Source organism: uncultured Pseudoxanthomonas sp. (assembly GCF_947498795.1).
Classification (GTDB): Bacteria; Pseudomonadota; Gammaproteobacteria; order Xanthomonadales; family Xanthomonadaceae; genus Pseudoxanthomonas_A.
Map to the genome: position 1 here is coordinate 55,412 of NZ_CANMLQ010000002.1, position 15,075 is coordinate 70,486.

Below are 15,075 nucleotides of genomic sequence, written 5' to 3' on the forward strand. Positions count from 1 at the left end.
GATCAATCGGTTCAAATAGTTTGGAAATGGTCGGTGAGGCCAAGAAACCCCCCTTGGCTGATCGTATCCCGAGTGTTCCGGTTTCCGGTCGCGACTCACGTCGCTCCTACAGGTACAAGCAGGCGATCAGCCGTTGAACGAGGCCGCGTATCCCGACGAGACGATCGTCTTCTGGAGGGCCTCGGCGACCTTGAGGTTGCCGGCCACGATCTGGCGGGGCAGGGCGGTGCGGCCGTCGATCTTGCCGAGCGCGGCGCCACGGAAGTCGCAGACCTTGCCACCGGCTTCGCGCACCAGCAGCACGCCGGCCGCGATGTCCCAGTCCTTCACGCCGGCCTCGAAGTAGGCATCGACGCGACCGCAGGCCACGTAGGCCAGGTCGAGCGCGGCCGAGCCGGTACGGCGGATGTCCTCGGCGTGCACCAGCAACTCGCGCACGCATTCCAGCTGCGCACCGGCACGGGCGCGTTCGCGCGGCGGGAAGCCGGTGGTGATGACGGTGCCGGACAGGTCCTTGCGGTCTGCTACGCGGATGCGGCGCTCGTTGAGCTGGGCGCCGGCGCCGCGGCTGGCGGTGAACAGGTCGTTGCGCAGCGGATCGAAGATCACCGCATCGGTGGGTTCGCCGTTGTCCACCAGCGCGATGGACACGCAGTAGTGCGGGAAGCCGCGCAGGTAGTTGCTGGTGCCATCGAGCGGGTCGATCACGAAGGTGTAGCGGCCGTTGATCTGGGCGCCGCTTTCCTCGCCGACGAAGCCGTAATCCGGGTAGGCCCGGCGCAGCTCCTTGATGATGACCTTCTCGGCATCGGCATCGACTTCGCTTGCGTAGTCCATCCGCTCCTTCTGCACCACGTTCAGCGCATCCAGCTTGTTGATGCTGCGCAACAGCACGTTGCCTGCCAGGCGGGCGGCCTTGGTCATGACGGTGACGACGGGCTTCTGCATGCGAACGAACCTCGGACAGGCGTGGGGTGGGGCAAACGAGTGGAAAAGAGCAGCACGGCGCAGTGGCCGGCCCGCGCAGTTTACCATTTGCCCCCATGAACACGCCCGTTTCCGTTCCCGATTCCGTCTCCCCGGCCACGGCCGCCCGCCTGCGCGTCGTGCTGGTCGGCACCCAGCACCCCGGCAACATCGGCGCCGCCGCGCGCGCACTGAAGACGATGGGCCTCGCCCGGCTTGTGCTGGTGGCCCCCGAGGACTATCCGGCCGAAGAGGCTTACCGGCGCGCCGCCGGCGCCGATGACCTGCTCGGCGATGCCCCCGTCGTGGCCACGTTGGCCGAGGCCGTGGCGGATTGCCACCTGGTCCTGGGGTGCACCGCGCGCAGCCGCCGCGTGCAGCTCGAGGAGCACGCGCCGCGGCAGGCCGCTGCGCTCGCCGTGGGACGGGCCTCCGAAGGCGGCGAAGTGGCGCTGGTCTTCGGTCGCGAGCGTACCGGCCTGAGCAACGAGGAGCTGCAGCTCTGCCATGCCGCCGTGCACATCCCGGCCAATCCCGCCTACAGCTCGTTGAACCTGGCGGCCGCCGTGCAGGTCCTGGCCTACGAGCTCAGGCTCGCCTTGCTGGAAGGCGCGGTGCCGACGCCTGCGGAACCGCGTCACCCGGACGAGGTGCCCGCCAGCCATGCCCACATGGAGGGTTTCTTCGGCCAGTTGGGCGACACGCTGGACGCGATCGATTTCCACAAGGGGCGCACACCCGATTCGGCGATGCGCAAGCTGCGCCGCCTGTTCGCCAAGGCCGACCTGAACGAGCAGGAGGTGCGCCTGCTGCGCGGCATCCTGGCCGACGCGCAGCGCATGGCCCGGCTGGCGGGCGATCGCGGGACCGGATCACTGTCTTGAGCTCACGTTTTCCGATAGGCTGCCGCCATCGTTCTGGCGGGCGCCTATCGTTGCGTACAACTTGGTTCAGCCTGGCGCTGGCCGCGATCGGCGCAGCCCTGCTCCCCGCCACCATTGTCCCGGCCCACGCTGCGGGCGATGAGCGCGTCCTGGTCCTCGGCCGCATCAGCGACGATCCGAAGGCGCACTACGAACAGCTGAAGCCGCTGCTGGACTATGTGGTCCCGCGCATGCGCGATGTCGGCATCACCGAAGGCCGCATCCTGATGGCGCGCGACGCGCAGCAGATGACCAGCTACCTGCGCCGCGGCCGGGTCGACTGGGTCACCGAGACGGCGGGTACCGGCATGCGGCTGCAGGAACGCGCCGGCGCGCGGCCGTTGCTGCTCACCGAGCGGGGTGGCGTCAGCCGCTACCACGGCGTGTTCTTCGTCCGGCGCGACAGCGGACTGGAGCGCCTGACCGACCTGAAGGGGCGGACGGTGGCGTTCCAGAACACCGCATCGACCAGTGCCTACTTCGCGCCATCCGTCGCCTTGCTGGATGCAGGGCAGCGGATGGAGATCCTGCTCTCGCCGATGGACCGGCCCTCGGCCGACTCGGTCGGTTATGTGTTCGCCCGCTCCGAGCTCAACATCGCGGCCTGGGTGCACAAGCGCCTAGTCGATGCCGGCGTGGTCAGCAACCTGGACTGGGACGATGTGCGACGCATGCCGCCGGCATTCCGCCGCGATTTCCGCGTGATCCACGAGACGCAGGATTTCCCGCGCGCGCTCGAGATGGTGCGCGGCGACCTGGACCCCCGGGTGGAGGCGCGCCTGCGCGAGGTGCTGCTGGAGGCGGCCAGCGATCCCGCTGCGCGCGACGCGCTGAACGTCTTCTTCCGCACCACCCGCTTCCTGCCGGTCGATCCTGCATCGCAACAGGCGCTCGACGACCTGCGCCGTGGCGTGACCCGCGTCCGGGAGCAGGTCGAATGAAGCCATTGAAATTCGGCCTGCAGGCGCGCTTCCTCGCCGCGATGGCCCTGATGCTGGTGGTGGTGATCGCGCTGCTCGGTACGCTGCTGCACCGCCAGAAGGTGATGCAGCAGGAAGTCGCGGACCTCGGCCGCGAAGCGATGCACGGCATGGTCGAAGACAGCCTGCGCCGCCACGGCGAGGCCACCGTCGACCAGTTGGGCGATGCGCTGGCCAATCCGCTGTACTACTTCGACCTGGACACCATCGGCAGCATCGTCCGTTCCGCCCAGAAGGAGCCTGACGTCAGCTACGTGCTGGTCTACGACAACCAGGGCCGGATCATCCACGACGGTACCGCCGACATCGCGGTGTACGGGCAGACCATGACCGATCCGCTGGCCTACGAAGCGGTGAATGCGCGCAGCATGCACACGCAATGGTCGGCGCAGATCGTGGACGTGTCCGAACCGATCATGATCGGCAGCGAGCGCATCGGCGGCGTGCGCGTGGGCTACTCGGTGGCCTCCGTGCGTGCGTACGAAGAAAAGGCGATCACTGCCGCGCGCGAGCGCCTCAACGAACTCGGCGCGCGCCACCTGGGCTGGATCGCGCTGTTGCTCGCCGCGCTGGTGGCGGTGTGCGTGACCATCATGGTGTACGCGCAGCGCACGCTGGTCAGGCCGATCCGCGAGCTGGCTCGTGCAGCGCACGACATCGAAGTGGGCAACTACAACGGCGAGCGCATGGCCAGCGAACGCCAAGACGAAGTGGGCGAGCTCGTCCGCGCGTTCGGCACGATGAGCGACAGCATCGCGCGGCACGACCGCGACGTGCGACGCATGGCCTACACCGATTCGCTGACCGGTCTGACCAACCGGCTGGCGTTCCGTGAAAGCCTGGACCATCGCTTGATGATGTTGCGCGGCGCCGGCCGCCAGCTGGCGCTGCTGTTCGCCGACATCGACGACTTCAAGCGCGTCAACGACACGCTGGGCCACGAGGCCGGCGACGAGGTCCTGCAGCAGTTCGCGCACCGCATCCGCGACGCGGTCGAACTGATGGGCGGCGACGACGCTCTGCTCGCGCGCTTCGGTGGCGACGAATTCGTGATCCTGATCCAGGACGGCGACGTGCGCGGCAGCGCGACCCGCCTGGCGGAGAAACTGGTCGCGGAGCTGGGTCGCCCGATCGTCGTGCAGGAACGCCAGGTGTTCCTGGGCACCTCGATCGGCATCACGCTGTTCCCGGAGGATGCCTCCGGCGCCACCGCGCTGATGAAGAACGGTGACATCGCGATGTACCAGGCCAAGGTGGCGGGCAAGAACTGCTACCGCTTCTACAGCCGCGCGATGGACCAGGCCGTCGAACGCCGCGTGCGCATGGAGCAGGAACTGCGGGGCGCGTGGGAGCGCGGCGAACTCAGCCTGATGTACCAGCCGGTATTCCGCATGGCCGACAGCCGCATCGTCGGTGCCGAAGCGTTGTTGCGCTGGCAACATCCGGAGCTGGGCATGGTGGCGCCGTCGGTGTTCATCGATGTGGCCGAACAGAGCGGACTGATCGAGAGCATCGGTCCGCGCGTGCTGCGCGCCGCCTGTGCCGCGGCCGCGCGCTGGAGCACCGAACGCGACGCGCTGGATCCGTTGTTCGTCTCGGTCAACGTGTCGCCGCGCCAGTTGCGCAGCGGCGACCTGCCGGACGTGGTCGCAGAGTGCCTGCGCGACACCGGCCTGGCGGCATCGCGCCTGCACCTGGAGCTGACCGAGACCGCTGTCATCAGCGACGAGGCGCACGCCAGCGCGCTGCTGGCCACGCTGCACCGCACCGGCGTGAAGGTGTGGCTGGACGACTTCGGCACCGGTTTCTCCGGGCTGAGCCACCTGCGGCGCGTGCCGGTGGACGGCGTGAAGATCGACCGCAGCTTCATTGCCGACATGCTGCGCGACCCGGACGACCTGGCGCTGACCACCGCGATCATCGCGATGGCGCACTCGCTGGGCATCACCGTCGTCGCCGAGGGCGTGGAGAAGGAAGGCCAGTTCAACCTGCTGCGCGAGCGCGGCTGCGACCTGGCACAGGGTTACTGGCTGGGATATCCGGTGACTGCGGCGGAGTTCGCGCAGCTGATCGCCTGAAGCACGTCCGCCGGGGCCGCCGTGGGAGCGACGTCAGTCGCGATGACGTGCCGCTGAGGAGAAGCTCGCGACTTACGTCGCTCCCACAGCAGCGCGACTTGTTCAGAACCAGCTGTCGACCAGCCGGGCCAGCGATTCGAACAGGTTCCCCGACAGAAAGCCGAACACGACCACCGCGATGCCGCCTGCGATCCAGCCCACCAGCAGCAGCGCGCCGTCGCGCTCGAGCAGCGCCAGCGCGAACAGCAGCAGCAGAAAGCCGAACACGTAGTTGGTGAAGGGAATCGGCAGCGCCAGCAGGACGCCCAGCAACACCAGCAGCAAGCCGGTGAAGCTCAGCGCGATGCGGTTGTCGAGGAAGCCTGCCATGCGCGGTCGTACCAGCTTCTCCAGGCGGCGCAGCCATGGCGCCATGCGCTGGCGGAAGCGGATCATCGTGCTGCGGTGCGGCCCCCGATGGGCCAGGAAGGCCGGCAGCCAGACCTTGCGCATGCCGAGCAGCAACTGCACGCCCACCAGGACCACCATCGGGCCGCCGATGGCGCCGCCGACGCCCGGCACCGGGATGAAGGCTGGCAGTACGCCGATGAAGAGCAGCATGCCGAACGCCGCCGGGCCGAAATCCTTGAGCAGGTCGCCGATCCGCAGTACCTCGTCGGGGTCGCCGGCCGCGAAGCCGTCGAGCAGCGCGGCAGTGCTGGTATGGTGCGGTGTTTCGTCGACGGCCATGTCAGATGGCCAGGTCTTCGTCGGTTTCCGGCAGCTTCTGCAGCAGCAGCTTGTCGATGCGTGCGCCGTCCAGGTCGACCACCTCGAACCGCCAGCCGGCCCAGTCCAGCCGTTCGCCGACATGCGGGATGCGGCCGAAGCGCTCGATCATCAGGCCGGCGACCGTGTTGTATTCGTCGTCGTCCGGCAGCGCCACCCCACCCATCAGCTCGCGCAGGTCGTCGTTGGGCAGCGAGCCGTCCACCAGCAGCGATCCATCCTCGCGAACCACGACGAGCGGCGCGTCTTCGGTGTTCTCCGTGGCCTGCAGGCGGCCGACCACGGCACCCATCAGGTCGCTCTGGGTGACCAGGCCCTGGATTTCGCCATACTCGTCGACCACCAGCGCCAGCGACTGCTGTTCCTCGCGGAAGATTTCCAGCAGCTTCATCGCGTGGGTCGATTCGGACACGAACAGCGGCTCGCGCAGCTTGATGAACAGGTCGGGCTGGGCGACGCCGAAGCGGTCCAGCAGCGATTTCACTTCCAGCACGCCGACAACGTCCTGATCGTTTCCGCGATACACGGGGAAACGGGAGAATGCGGACTCGTGCATCGTCCGCAGGTTGTCCTCGTAAGGCGCGGCCGCGTCCAGCCACGTGATCTTCTTGCGCGGCGTCATCAGGCTGTCCGCCGTGCGATCGCCCAGGCGCAGCACGCGGTTCATCATGTTGCGTTCGTCGGCGTCGATCACGCCTGCCTCGTGTCCTTCGGACACGAGCATGCGGATTTCCTCTTCGGTGACCGCTTCCTTGTTGTCGTCCGCCAAGCCGAATACGCGGAGCACCAGGCGCGTGCTGAAGGCAAGCAGGGCAACCGCAGGGGCGGTGAGCTTGGCCAGCCATCCCATCGGGACGGCGACGAAACCCGCGATGGTTTCCGGACGGGTGATCGCCAGACGCTTGGGCACCAGCTCGCCGAAGATCAGCGTCAGATAGGTGATCAGCGCGACCGCCACGCCCACGCCGATCTTGGACGCATAGGGCGCGGAGGCCGGAACGGTGGAAACAAGCCATGCCCCGATCGCGCTGCCGATGGCATCGCCACCGAAGGTACCCGTCAGGACGCCGATCAGCGTGATGCCGATCTGTACGGTCGACAGGAAGTTCTCCGGCTTCTCCGACAGGTCGAGTGCGCGCTGGGCGCGATGGCTGGTCTGGGCCATCTGCTTCAGCCGGCTCTTGCGCGAGGTCATGACCGACATCTCGGACATGGCGAAGAAGCCGTTCAACAGCACCAGGGCAAAAACGATCAGCAGCTCAAGCACGGGAGCCTCCGTTCAGAGCGGGGAGGGCCGGCAGGGCGGGCGGGGTCTGTCGCGGGGGACAGTGGGGGGAGGTAGGGTCGTCGTCCATAGGGTGCACCCGGAGGCGCGGCGCGAGTTTAGCAAACGACCGACGGGCGGACGCGTGAAGCTGAACGAGACATTCGGCTAATGGGGAGTCCCTCGGGCGGCGCTGGCCACCGGCTCGGGCTGTCCGCAACCGTCACGGAACGGTCATAATTCCGCCCCTGAAGCCGTCCATCCCGTGACGGTGGGACCGCCCGATGTTCTCCCTCCAGACGATCTTCGGCTCCGGCCAGCAGTTCTACACGCTGTTGGACGAGGCCGCCCAAGCCGCCCACGACAGCACCAAGGCCCTGCATACCATGATGAAGGCCACCGACCGCCAGCCGGCGCTCGATGCCTTCAAGCTGGCGCGCCTGCGCGAGCGCGCGGCTTCGGACAAGATCGGCAAGGCGCTGGTGGACAGCTTCATCACCCCGATCGAGCGCGAGGACATCGAGGCGCTGGGCTCGGCGCTGTACAAGATCCCGAAGCAGGTGGAGAAGTTCGCCGACCGCTATTCGCTGGCCATCCAGCACCTGGACGGCATCGACTTCGCACCGCGCGCGGCGATGCTCGAGCAGGCGGCGTCGGTGGTCGTGGAGATGGTCCACGAGATCAAGAAGATGAACATCGATCGCATGACGTCGCTCAACGAGAAGCTGCGCGCGATCGAGAACGAGGCCGACCGGCTCATGCTGGAGCTTTACCGCGACATCTACTCCGGTCGCCTGGACCACCTGCAGATGTTCCTGCTGAAGGAGTTCTTCGAGATCCTGGAAAAGGCCATCGACCGCTGCCGCGAGGCCGGCGTGGTGGCGTACCAGATCGTCCTCAAGAACAGCTGACGGGTCGCGCCCATGCTTACCCTCGTGCTGGTGGTGATCCTCGCCGCGCTCGTCTTCGAGTTCATCAACGGCTTCCACGACACCGCCAACTCCATCGCCACGGTCGTCGCCACCAAGGTGCTGTCGCCGGGCCAGGCGGTGATGCTGGCCGCGGTGATGAACCTGATCGGCGCGCTGACCGGTACGGCCGTCGCGAAGACGATCGCTTCCGGCCTGGTCGATACCAACGTGGTGCAGGTGACCTCGCAGGTGATCCTCTGCGCCCTGCTCGGCGGCATCATCTGGAACCTGATCACGTGGTGGAAGGGCCTGCCGTCGTCGTCGTCGCATGCGCTGATCGGCGGCCTGTGCGGTGCCGCGCTGGCCGCCGCGCACAACGACTGGGGCGCGCTGATCTGGTCGCAGGCGGCCGGTGACTGGACGCAGAACAAGGGCATCCTGTGGAAGGTCGTGCTGCCGATGATCTCGTCGCCGGTGGCGGGCTTCGTGCTCGGCATCGTGGTGATGGTGCTGCTGTGGGGGCTGATCGTGCTGCTGTCGAAGCTCGGCGGCTGGCTGGGCCGTCTGGCGCGTCCGCACTTCGTCAACAAGTTCTTCGGCAAGGCGCAGATCCTGTCGGCTGCCTACATGGGCTACGCGCACGGCCACAACGATGCGCAGAAGACCATGGGCATCATCGCGCTGACGCTGTTCGGTGCCGAGGCCAGCGGCGCGCTCGACAACCTGCCGGGCTGGCTGGCGTTCCTGCATCCGGGCAGTGCGGGCGAGCAGGACATCGCCATGTGGATCGTCATCACCTGCGCCATCGTGATGGCGCTGGGCACCGCGTCGGGCGGCTGGAAGATCATCAAGACGCTCGGTCACAAGATGGTGAAGCTGCATCCGATCAACGGCTTCGCCGCGGAGACCAGCTCGGCCACCATCCTGACCGTTGCCGCGCATTTCGGCATGCCGGTCTCGACCACGCACAGCATCTCCACCGCGATCATGGGCGTGGGCTTCGCGAAAAACCCGCGCGCGCTGAAGTTCGGCGTGATCGAGCGCATCCTGTGGGCGTGGGTGCTGACGATTCCCGCCGCCGGCGGTATCGCCTACGGCCTGCTGCGGTTGCTGGAATCGATCGGCTGGGCGTGACGTGGCCCCGCATCCGTTGGAACAGAAAACGCCGGGCTTGCCCGGCGTTTTTCTTTCCGGTGCCGCGATGGCGGGCCGGGGCTACAGCAGATCGCCCTCCGCGGAGAGGGCGCGCTCCATGCTGTCGCCCAAGCCGCCGATCTCCAGCACCAGGCGGTCCACCTCGGCCGGGCTGAGGCTTTCGTACGGACGGTTCTCGCACAGCTGCAGGTAGGGCACGCCATCGAGTTCGCCGATGGCGAGGTAGCCGACGCTGCTCTGCCAGTTGAACTTCAATGCGCGCCTGGCGTCGATGCCGGTCATCGGGGCGATCACCGTGCTCACGCGCAGATAGCCGCGTTCGTCATCGTTGCCCAGTTCGGACAGGTAGATCGTCTGGTGGCGCTTGCCATTGTCCAGCGACAACTCCACGCAGGCGACATACGGGTCGTGCATAGTCACCTTGTAGCCGGAGGAACTCAGGTGGCCGCGGACCTGTTCGAAGTTCTGCATGGGATGCTCCCCTGTTGCCGATACCGCTATGCTAATCCCGCATGGGCGCCAAGTCTCCCGAAGATCGCATTCTTGCCGCAATCCGTGCGATACCGCACGGTCAGGTCGCCGGCTATGGCGAAGTGGCGCAGCGGGCAGGCTTGCCGGGCCGAGCGCGATTGACCGCGCGCATCCTCAGCCAGAACGCCGACCCCTCGCTGCCGTGGCATCGCGTGCTGCGCTCGGACGGGCGCATCGCCTTCCCCGAGGGCTCGAAAGCGTTCCGCGAACAGAGCCAGCGCCTGCGCGCCGAGGGCGTGAAGGTCGAGAACGGACGCGTCAGGCGGCCGCGCAAGGCGGACGATCTGGATGCGGCGTTGTGGGGGCCGGGCGCGCACTGACGCGTGCCTTATGATGTGACGCGACTGTCACGAGGTTCCCATGCTGCCCCGACTTCTCCCCGTCACCCGCAATCTGCTGATCGCCAACGTCGCGATCTATCTGCTCCAGCTGACGATGGGTGCGGCGTTTGAAGCGTGGTTCGCGCTATGGCCTGTCGGTCACGGGTTCATGCCGTGGCAACTGCTGACCTACGGCTTCCTGCACGATACCGGCGGTCTCGCGCACCTGGCCTTCAACATGCTGGCGCTCTACATGTTCGGGTCGCCGCTTGAACAGACATGGGGACAGAAGCGCTTCCTGACGTATTTCCTGGTCTGCGTCGCCGGCGCGGGCCTGCTGCAGCTTGCCGTGGGTTGGTGGATGGTGTCGGCCGGCGCGTTGCCTTATCCGACGGTGGGCGCGTCCGGCGGGGTGTTCGGCCTGCTGCTCGGTTACGGGATGCTGTTCCCGAACCACCGCATGATCGTCTTTCCGCTACCGATGGAGATCAAGGCACGCACGCTCGTGATCTTTTACGCCGTGCTTGCGCTGGTGCTCGGCTTCAGCGGCCTGCAGCCGGGCGTCGCGCACTTCGCGCACCTGGGGGGCATGGTGTTCGGCTGGCTGATGATCCGGTACTGGCGCGGGCAGCCGCCGTTCCGCAGGGGGCCGCGCAAACCCAGGCCGCCCCATCTGCGCAGCGTCAAGTAGCGCGGGACCTCACTAAGAAGAACGGCGCGGAAATCCGCGCCGTTCTTCTTAGTGGAACTCGGTTCCGGCTCAGCGCCAGATCCGCACCTGTGCTGCTTCCTGCGCCTGCATGGGCTGACCGGCCTTGCAGGTGAACGCCTGAGCGAAGGACGGCTGCTGCGTCAGCGGGCCGTTGGCGCGCCACTGGCCCGGGGCGTGCATGTCCACGGCGGCACGCTGTGCGGCTTCGGCTTCCGACAGATTCTGTGCCCACAGCGTGGCCCACGCCTTGTAGAAGGACTGCTTGGCGGCGGCGTTGGCCTGCGGCTCGGCGGTGGCGAAGGCATCCCATGCGAGTTCGACGCCGGCAAGGTCGGCCAGGTTCTCGTCGCGCGTCAGCGCACCGTTGACCTTGACGTTCTTGAGATCGGGGAAGGCATAGGCGTTGTACTGCGCGACCACCTTGTCGCCCAGCGCATTCCATGCCGCGACATCGGCGGGCGTCCACCAGTCGCGCAACTGTCCCTTGGCGTCGACCATGCGGCCCTTCACGTCGAAGCCGCGGCTCAGCTCGTGGCCGACCAGCGCGCCGAACGCGCCGTACTGCACGGCGGCCGGCTGCTTCGCGTCGAAGATCTCTTCCTGCAGCACGGCCGCGGTGACGATCAGGCGGTTCTGCGCCAGGTCGTAGGCCAGCGCCGGCTGCTGAGGCAGCACGTCCCAGCGGCGGTCGGCGTTGCCCTTGCCGATGCGCTTCATCTCTTCGCGATGGCGCCAGGTCGAGGCGATCAGGATGTTGCCGCCGAAGCTGCCGCGACCCATCGGCTGCACGCTGTAGTCGAGATCGCGCCTCGGCGTGCCTACTTCGATCTTCAGCTTGTCGAGCTTCGCCTTGGCTTCGGCCTTGGCTGGGTCGCTCAACCACGTGCTGCGCTCGATGCCGCGGCCAAGTGCATCGCGCACCTGGCCCGCGATCTGTTCCGCGCGGCGCTTGTGGTCGGCGGGCACGTAACGTTCGGCGTATTCCTTGCCCAGCATCGGGCCTGCGGCCAGGTTGATCGCATCCAACACCTGGCGCCAGCGCGGCGCCGGCGCGGTTTCGCCCCGCAGCACGCGGCCACGGAAGTCGAACTCGGCGTCGCGGAACGGCTTGGCCAGGTACGGCGCCATCGCATCGCCGACGCGCCAGCGCAGGTAGGCCTTCCACTGCTCTGGCTTGAGGCTGCCGACCAGGCTGTCGAGGCGCTTGAACAGCGCCGGATCGGCCATCGACACGGTGTCGTCGCTGACGCCCTGCGCTTTCAGGAACGCATCCAGCTGCAGGTTGCGGTACTGCTTGCCGAGGTCCTTGGTCGGCACCGGCGCATAGTTGGCGAACGGGCTGCGCAGGTCGACCAGCGGTTTGGAGACCTGCGCCAGTTTGGTTTCCACGTCGAGCACCAGCGCCGAATCGGCATCCAGGCGGGCGGCGGGCGTGCCGGTGAGCGCCAGCACCTGCTTCACGTAGGTGCGGTAGCGGCCGAGCAGTTCGCGCGTGTCCGCGTCGGTACGGGTGTAGTAGGCCGGATCGGGCAGGCCCAGGCCGCCCTGCATGAAGTAGCCGATGTGGCGGTCCAGCGCCTGCAGGTCCACGTCGGGGCTGAAGTTGAAGGCAACCGGCACGCCGACCTGGTGCAGCGCGGCGATGGCCGGCGCGACGTCCTTCGGCTTCTTGATGGCATTGATGCGGTCCAGCAGCGGCGCGATCGGCTTGGAGCCGTCGGCCTCCACCGCCGCTTCGTCCAGGCCGCTGGCCCAGAAGTCGCCCAGCAGCTTCTGCACGTTGCCTTGTGGTGCCCTCATGGCGGCATCGAGCAGGGCGCGTTGCTGATCCAGCGTGCGTTCGCGGAAGGCGCCCAGCACGCTCACTGCGCCGGCCTCGGCGGACGCCGGATTCTTCTTCAGCCAGTCCGCATTGGTGGCGCTGTAGAAGTCCGTGCACTGCGCGCTCACCGCAGGCGCGGCATTGCGCTTCTTGCGCTGCGCATCGGCATCCGGGGCACCCAGGGCGATGACAAGGGCGAAGGCGATCAGGGTGGGGCGGCCGAAGACGTGGCGCGGGCTGGGCATCAGGACTGTCCGGAGTTCAGGGGTCGGGCGATTCTAGCAAGGCAGCCGTCCATGCCCCGTGCGGGATCGACGGGAATCCCGCCGCAGGTGGCGACTTTTGCGGGCCCGTGTCACAGCTCGGTGATCCGAGGGGTACGGGCCAGCCCCCGCAAAAGGAAAGGCCCGGACATGCCGGGCCTTTCTGACGCGCAAAGTTGCGTGTCGTTACCAGATGACGACCTGCTGGTCGCCGCCGCGCACCATCGCATCGCCTGCCTTGCACGAGAACGCCGCAGCGAACGTGGGCAGGTTCGACGGCGCACCGATGGCGCGGAACTGCGCCGGGGCGTGCTCGTCGGTGGCGATGCGGTTCTTCAGCTCTTCCGGCGTGAAGTTGCGGCGCCACACCGTTGCCCAGTTGAGGAAGAAGCGCTGGTCGCGGGTCAGTCCGTCGGTCATCGGGTCCGGCGTACCCTCGGTGGCCTTCTTCATCGCGTCGTAGGCCGTGGCCAGGCCACCCAGGTCGGCGATGTTCTCGCCCAGCGTGTGGTTGCCGTTGATCTTCTGGCCGTCGTCCGTGCGGTAGCCATCGAACTGCGCCACCAGCTTGCCGGTGAGCCCCTTGAAGCCCTTGGAATCGGCATCGCTCCACCAGTTCTCGAACTTGCCGGTCGGTCCGAAGCGGCTGCCCTGGTCGTCGTAGCCATGGGTCATTTCGTGGCCGATCACCGCGCCGATGCCGCCGTAGTTCATTTCATCCGTGGCGCTCGGGTCGAAGAACGGCGGCTGCAGGATGGCGGCCGGGAACACGATCTCGTTCTGGAACGGGTTGTAGTACGCGTTGACCATCTGCGGCGGCATGCCCCATTCGGTCTTGTCCACGGGCTTGCCGATCTTGCCCAGGTCGAACTTGTAGTTGAACTCCTGCGCAGCCAGCACGTTGCCGATGTAGCTGTCGCGGCTGGTCGCCAGACCGGCCCAGTCGCGCCACTTGTCGGGGTAGCCGATCTTCGTGGTGAACGCCGCCTGCTTCTCCATCGCCTTGGCCTTGGTCTCGTCGCTCATCCACGCCAGGTTCTGGATGCGTGCCTTGAGCGCGGCGCCCAGGTTCGCCACCAGCGTTTCCATCTTGGCCTTGGCTTCCGGCGAGAAGGCCACCTTCACGTACATCTGGCCGAGCGCTTCGCCGCTCTGGCCCTCGATGGTGTCGAGCACGCGCTTCCAGCGCGGCTTGATTTCCTTCTGCCCGCGCAGCGTCTTGCTGTAGAAGTTGAACTGCTCGTTCGCGAAGGCATCGCTCAGGTAGGGCGAGGCGCCGTCGACGGTGTGGAAGCGCAGGTACGCGCGCCACGTCGCCGGATCCGTGTCGCCCAGCATCTTGCTGACCTCCTGATGGAAGGAGGGGATGGCGAGCGAGAACTGCTGCAGGCCGCTTACGCCCTGCGAGGCGAGGAACTTCGTCCACGAGAAGTTCGGCGTCAGCTTGTCGGCGTCGGCGACGGACACCATGTTGTTGTACAGGCTCACGTCGCGCGACAGGTCTTCACGCGACTTCGAGGCCTTCGCGAGGCGCGTTTCGAACGCCATGATGTCGTTGGCCTGCGTCTGCGCATCGGCCGCGGCCACGCCCGAGAGCTCGAGCACCTTCGCGATGTGCGCGACGTACGCCGTGCGGATGTCCTTCTTGTCGGCGTCGAAGTAGTAGTTCTTGTCCGGCAGGCCCAGGCCGCCCTGCATGGCGACCGCGGTGTTCATGTCCGGGTTGCTGAACTCCGGCAGCGAGCCGAAGCCGAACAGGAAGTTCTGTCCCTTGGCGGCGGTCTGGTTGAGGTAGGCGACGATGGCGTCCTTGTCCTGCAGGCCGTCGATCGAGGCCAGCATCGGCGCGATCGGCTGGATGCCCTGCGCGTTGGCCTTGGCTTCATCCATGCCGGTCGCCCACAGGTCGCCGACGATCTTTTCAACGCCCGTCGCGCCGGCGTGCGCGGCGGCTTGTTCGGCGAGTTGTTTCTGGATGGCGGTGGAGCGCTCATCCAGCATTTCGAACGCTCCCCAGCTGGTGCGGTCGCTGGGGATCGCATTGGCGGCCAGCCACTTGCCGTTGGCATAACCCGAGAAGTCGGTGCACGCGTTCTTGGTGGTATCGAGGTCGGCCAGCTGGAAGCGGTTCACGCCCGGCAGGCTGCTTTCGTCCAGTTTCAGTTCCAGCGCGGCGGGCGCCTTGGCGGCCGTATCCGGGGCGGGGGCGGCGTCTTCCTTCTTCGCGCAGGCGGCCAGGGCGGCGGCCACGGCCAGCGACAGGATCAGTATCTGGGGTTTGCGGGCAATCACGATCTACTCCGGCCCCGGACAGGGGCAATGGAAAAAAAGGAACCCCCGGAGGGGGCGTGGCGGCGACTCTACGCCTGTCACCGGGGGGGC

The 15,075-nt window shown here is 67.1% G+C and carries 13 protein-coding genes; 7 read left to right on the forward strand and 6 right to left on the reverse strand.

Features of this window, described 5'->3' with window-relative positions; translation table 11 throughout:
• Positions 1–126 precede the first annotated feature (126 nt).
• Positions 127–948, reverse strand: a complete 822-nt coding sequence (locus tag Q0907_RS06510) for an inositol monophosphatase family protein (RefSeq protein ID WP_299342727.1) — start codon at positions 946–948, stop codon at positions 127–129.
• 95 nt (positions 949–1,043) lie between these two features.
• Between Q0907_RS06510 and Q0907_RS06515 the strand changes: the two genes are divergently transcribed.
• The 3 genes from Q0907_RS06515 to Q0907_RS06525 all read left to right on the forward strand — a co-directional run bounded on the left by Q0907_RS06515 (position 1,044) and on the right by Q0907_RS06525 (position 4,947).
• Positions 1,044–1,850, forward strand: coding sequence for an RNA methyltransferase (locus Q0907_RS06515; RefSeq protein WP_299342729.1), 807 nt, complete (start codon positions 1,044–1,046; stop codon positions 1,848–1,850).
• A gap of 86 nt (positions 1,851–1,936) precedes the next feature.
• Positions 1,937–2,830 (forward strand): phosphate/phosphite/phosphonate ABC transporter substrate-binding protein, encoded by an 894-nt coding sequence (locus Q0907_RS06520; protein WP_296282559.1) that lies wholly within the window; start codon positions 1,937–1,939, stop codon positions 2,828–2,830.
• Positions 2,827–4,947 (forward strand): bifunctional diguanylate cyclase/phosphodiesterase, encoded by a 2,121-nt coding sequence (locus tag Q0907_RS06525; RefSeq protein ID WP_296282531.1) that lies wholly within the window; start codon positions 2,827–2,829, stop codon positions 4,945–4,947. Before Q0907_RS06520 ends, Q0907_RS06525 begins: the two co-directional genes overlap by 4 nt.
• A 102-nt stretch (positions 4,948–5,049) precedes the next feature.
• Here Q0907_RS06525 and Q0907_RS06530 read toward each other — a convergent pair whose 3' ends face one another.
• Together Q0907_RS06530 and Q0907_RS06535 are read right to left on the reverse strand one after the other, a co-directional pair.
• Complete coding sequence (locus Q0907_RS06530; RefSeq protein ID WP_299342731.1) at positions 5,050–5,676, reverse strand: exopolysaccharide biosynthesis protein; 627 nt, start codon at positions 5,674–5,676, stop codon at positions 5,050–5,052.
• A gap of 1 nt (position 5,677) precedes the next feature.
• Positions 5,678–6,982 (reverse strand): hemolysin family protein, encoded by a 1,305-nt coding sequence (locus tag Q0907_RS06535; protein ID WP_299342733.1) that lies wholly within the window; start codon positions 6,980–6,982, stop codon positions 5,678–5,680.
• Between the two features lie 281 nt (positions 6,983–7,263).
• Between Q0907_RS06535 and Q0907_RS06540 the strand changes: the two genes are divergently transcribed.
• Together Q0907_RS06540 and Q0907_RS06545 are read left to right on the forward strand one after the other, a co-directional pair.
• Positions 7,264–7,890 carry a DUF47 family protein gene (locus Q0907_RS06540; protein WP_056878267.1) on the forward strand — a complete coding sequence of 209 codons (627 nt, stop codon included), beginning with the start codon at positions 7,264–7,266 and terminating at the stop codon, positions 7,888–7,890.
• A gap of 12 nt (positions 7,891–7,902) precedes the next feature.
• Complete coding sequence (locus tag Q0907_RS06545; protein WP_299342735.1) at positions 7,903–9,024, forward strand: inorganic phosphate transporter; 1,122 nt, start codon at positions 7,903–7,905, stop codon at positions 9,022–9,024.
• A gap of 81 nt (positions 9,025–9,105) precedes the next feature.
• Here Q0907_RS06545 and Q0907_RS06550 read toward each other — a convergent pair whose 3' ends face one another.
• Positions 9,106–9,516 (reverse strand): hypothetical protein, encoded by a 411-nt coding sequence (locus Q0907_RS06550; RefSeq protein ID WP_296282565.1) that lies wholly within the window; start codon positions 9,514–9,516, stop codon positions 9,106–9,108.
• 41 nt (positions 9,517–9,557) lie between these two features.
• Here Q0907_RS06550 and Q0907_RS06555 point away from each other — a divergent pair, with 41 nt between their 5' ends.
• Positions 9,558–9,896, forward strand: coding sequence for an MGMT family protein (locus Q0907_RS06555; RefSeq protein WP_299342737.1), 339 nt, complete (start codon positions 9,558–9,560; stop codon positions 9,894–9,896).
• A gap of 43 nt (positions 9,897–9,939) precedes the next feature.
• Positions 9,940–10,587 (forward strand): rhomboid family intramembrane serine protease, encoded by a 648-nt coding sequence (locus Q0907_RS06560; RefSeq protein WP_299343831.1) that lies wholly within the window; start codon positions 9,940–9,942, stop codon positions 10,585–10,587.
• 69 nt (positions 10,588–10,656) lie between these two features.
• On the opposite strand, the gene Q0907_RS06565 is transcribed toward Q0907_RS06560, so the two are convergent.
• Entirely contained in the window at positions 10,657–12,675 is a 2,019-nt protein-coding gene (locus Q0907_RS06565) for a M13 family metallopeptidase (RefSeq protein ID WP_299342739.1), read from the reverse strand.
• A 204-nt stretch (positions 12,676–12,879) separates the two neighbouring features.
• Positions 12,880–14,982, reverse strand: coding sequence for a M13-type metalloendopeptidase (locus Q0907_RS06570; RefSeq protein ID WP_299343834.1), 2,103 nt, complete (start codon positions 14,980–14,982; stop codon positions 12,880–12,882).
• Between the last annotated feature and the right edge of the window lie 93 nt (positions 14,983–15,075).

What these genes read in the sequence shown, in the direction of transcription:
- Q0907_RS06510 (WP_299342727.1), bottom strand. Translation starts at nt 948, where the DNA reads ATGCAGAAGCCCGTCGTCACCGTCATGACCAAGGCCGCCCGCCTGGCA.
- Q0907_RS06515 (WP_299342729.1), top strand. Translation starts at nt 1,044, where the DNA reads ATGAACACGCCCGTTTCCGTTCCCGATTCCGTCTCCCCGGCCACGGCC.
- Q0907_RS06525 (WP_296282531.1), top strand. Translation starts at nt 2,827, where the DNA reads ATGAAGCCATTGAAATTCGGCCTGCAGGCGCGCTTCCTCGCCGCGATG.
- Q0907_RS06530 (WP_299342731.1), bottom strand. Translation starts at nt 5,676, where the DNA reads ATGGCCGTCGACGAAACACCGCACCATACCAGCACTGCCGCGCTGCTC.
- Q0907_RS06540 (WP_056878267.1), top strand. Translation starts at nt 7,264, where the DNA reads ATGTTCTCCCTCCAGACGATCTTCGGCTCCGGCCAGCAGTTCTACACG.
- Q0907_RS06545 (WP_299342735.1), top strand. Translation starts at nt 7,903, where the DNA reads ATGCTTACCCTCGTGCTGGTGGTGATCCTCGCCGCGCTCGTCTTCGAG.
- Q0907_RS06550 (WP_296282565.1), bottom strand. Translation starts at nt 9,516, where the DNA reads ATGCAGAACTTCGAACAGGTCCGCGGCCACCTGAGTTCCTCCGGCTAC.
- Q0907_RS06555 (WP_299342737.1), top strand. Translation starts at nt 9,558, where the DNA reads ATGGGCGCCAAGTCTCCCGAAGATCGCATTCTTGCCGCAATCCGTGCG.
- Q0907_RS06565 (WP_299342739.1), bottom strand. Translation starts at nt 12,675, where the DNA reads ATGCCCAGCCCGCGCCACGTCTTCGGCCGCCCCACCCTGATCGCCTTC.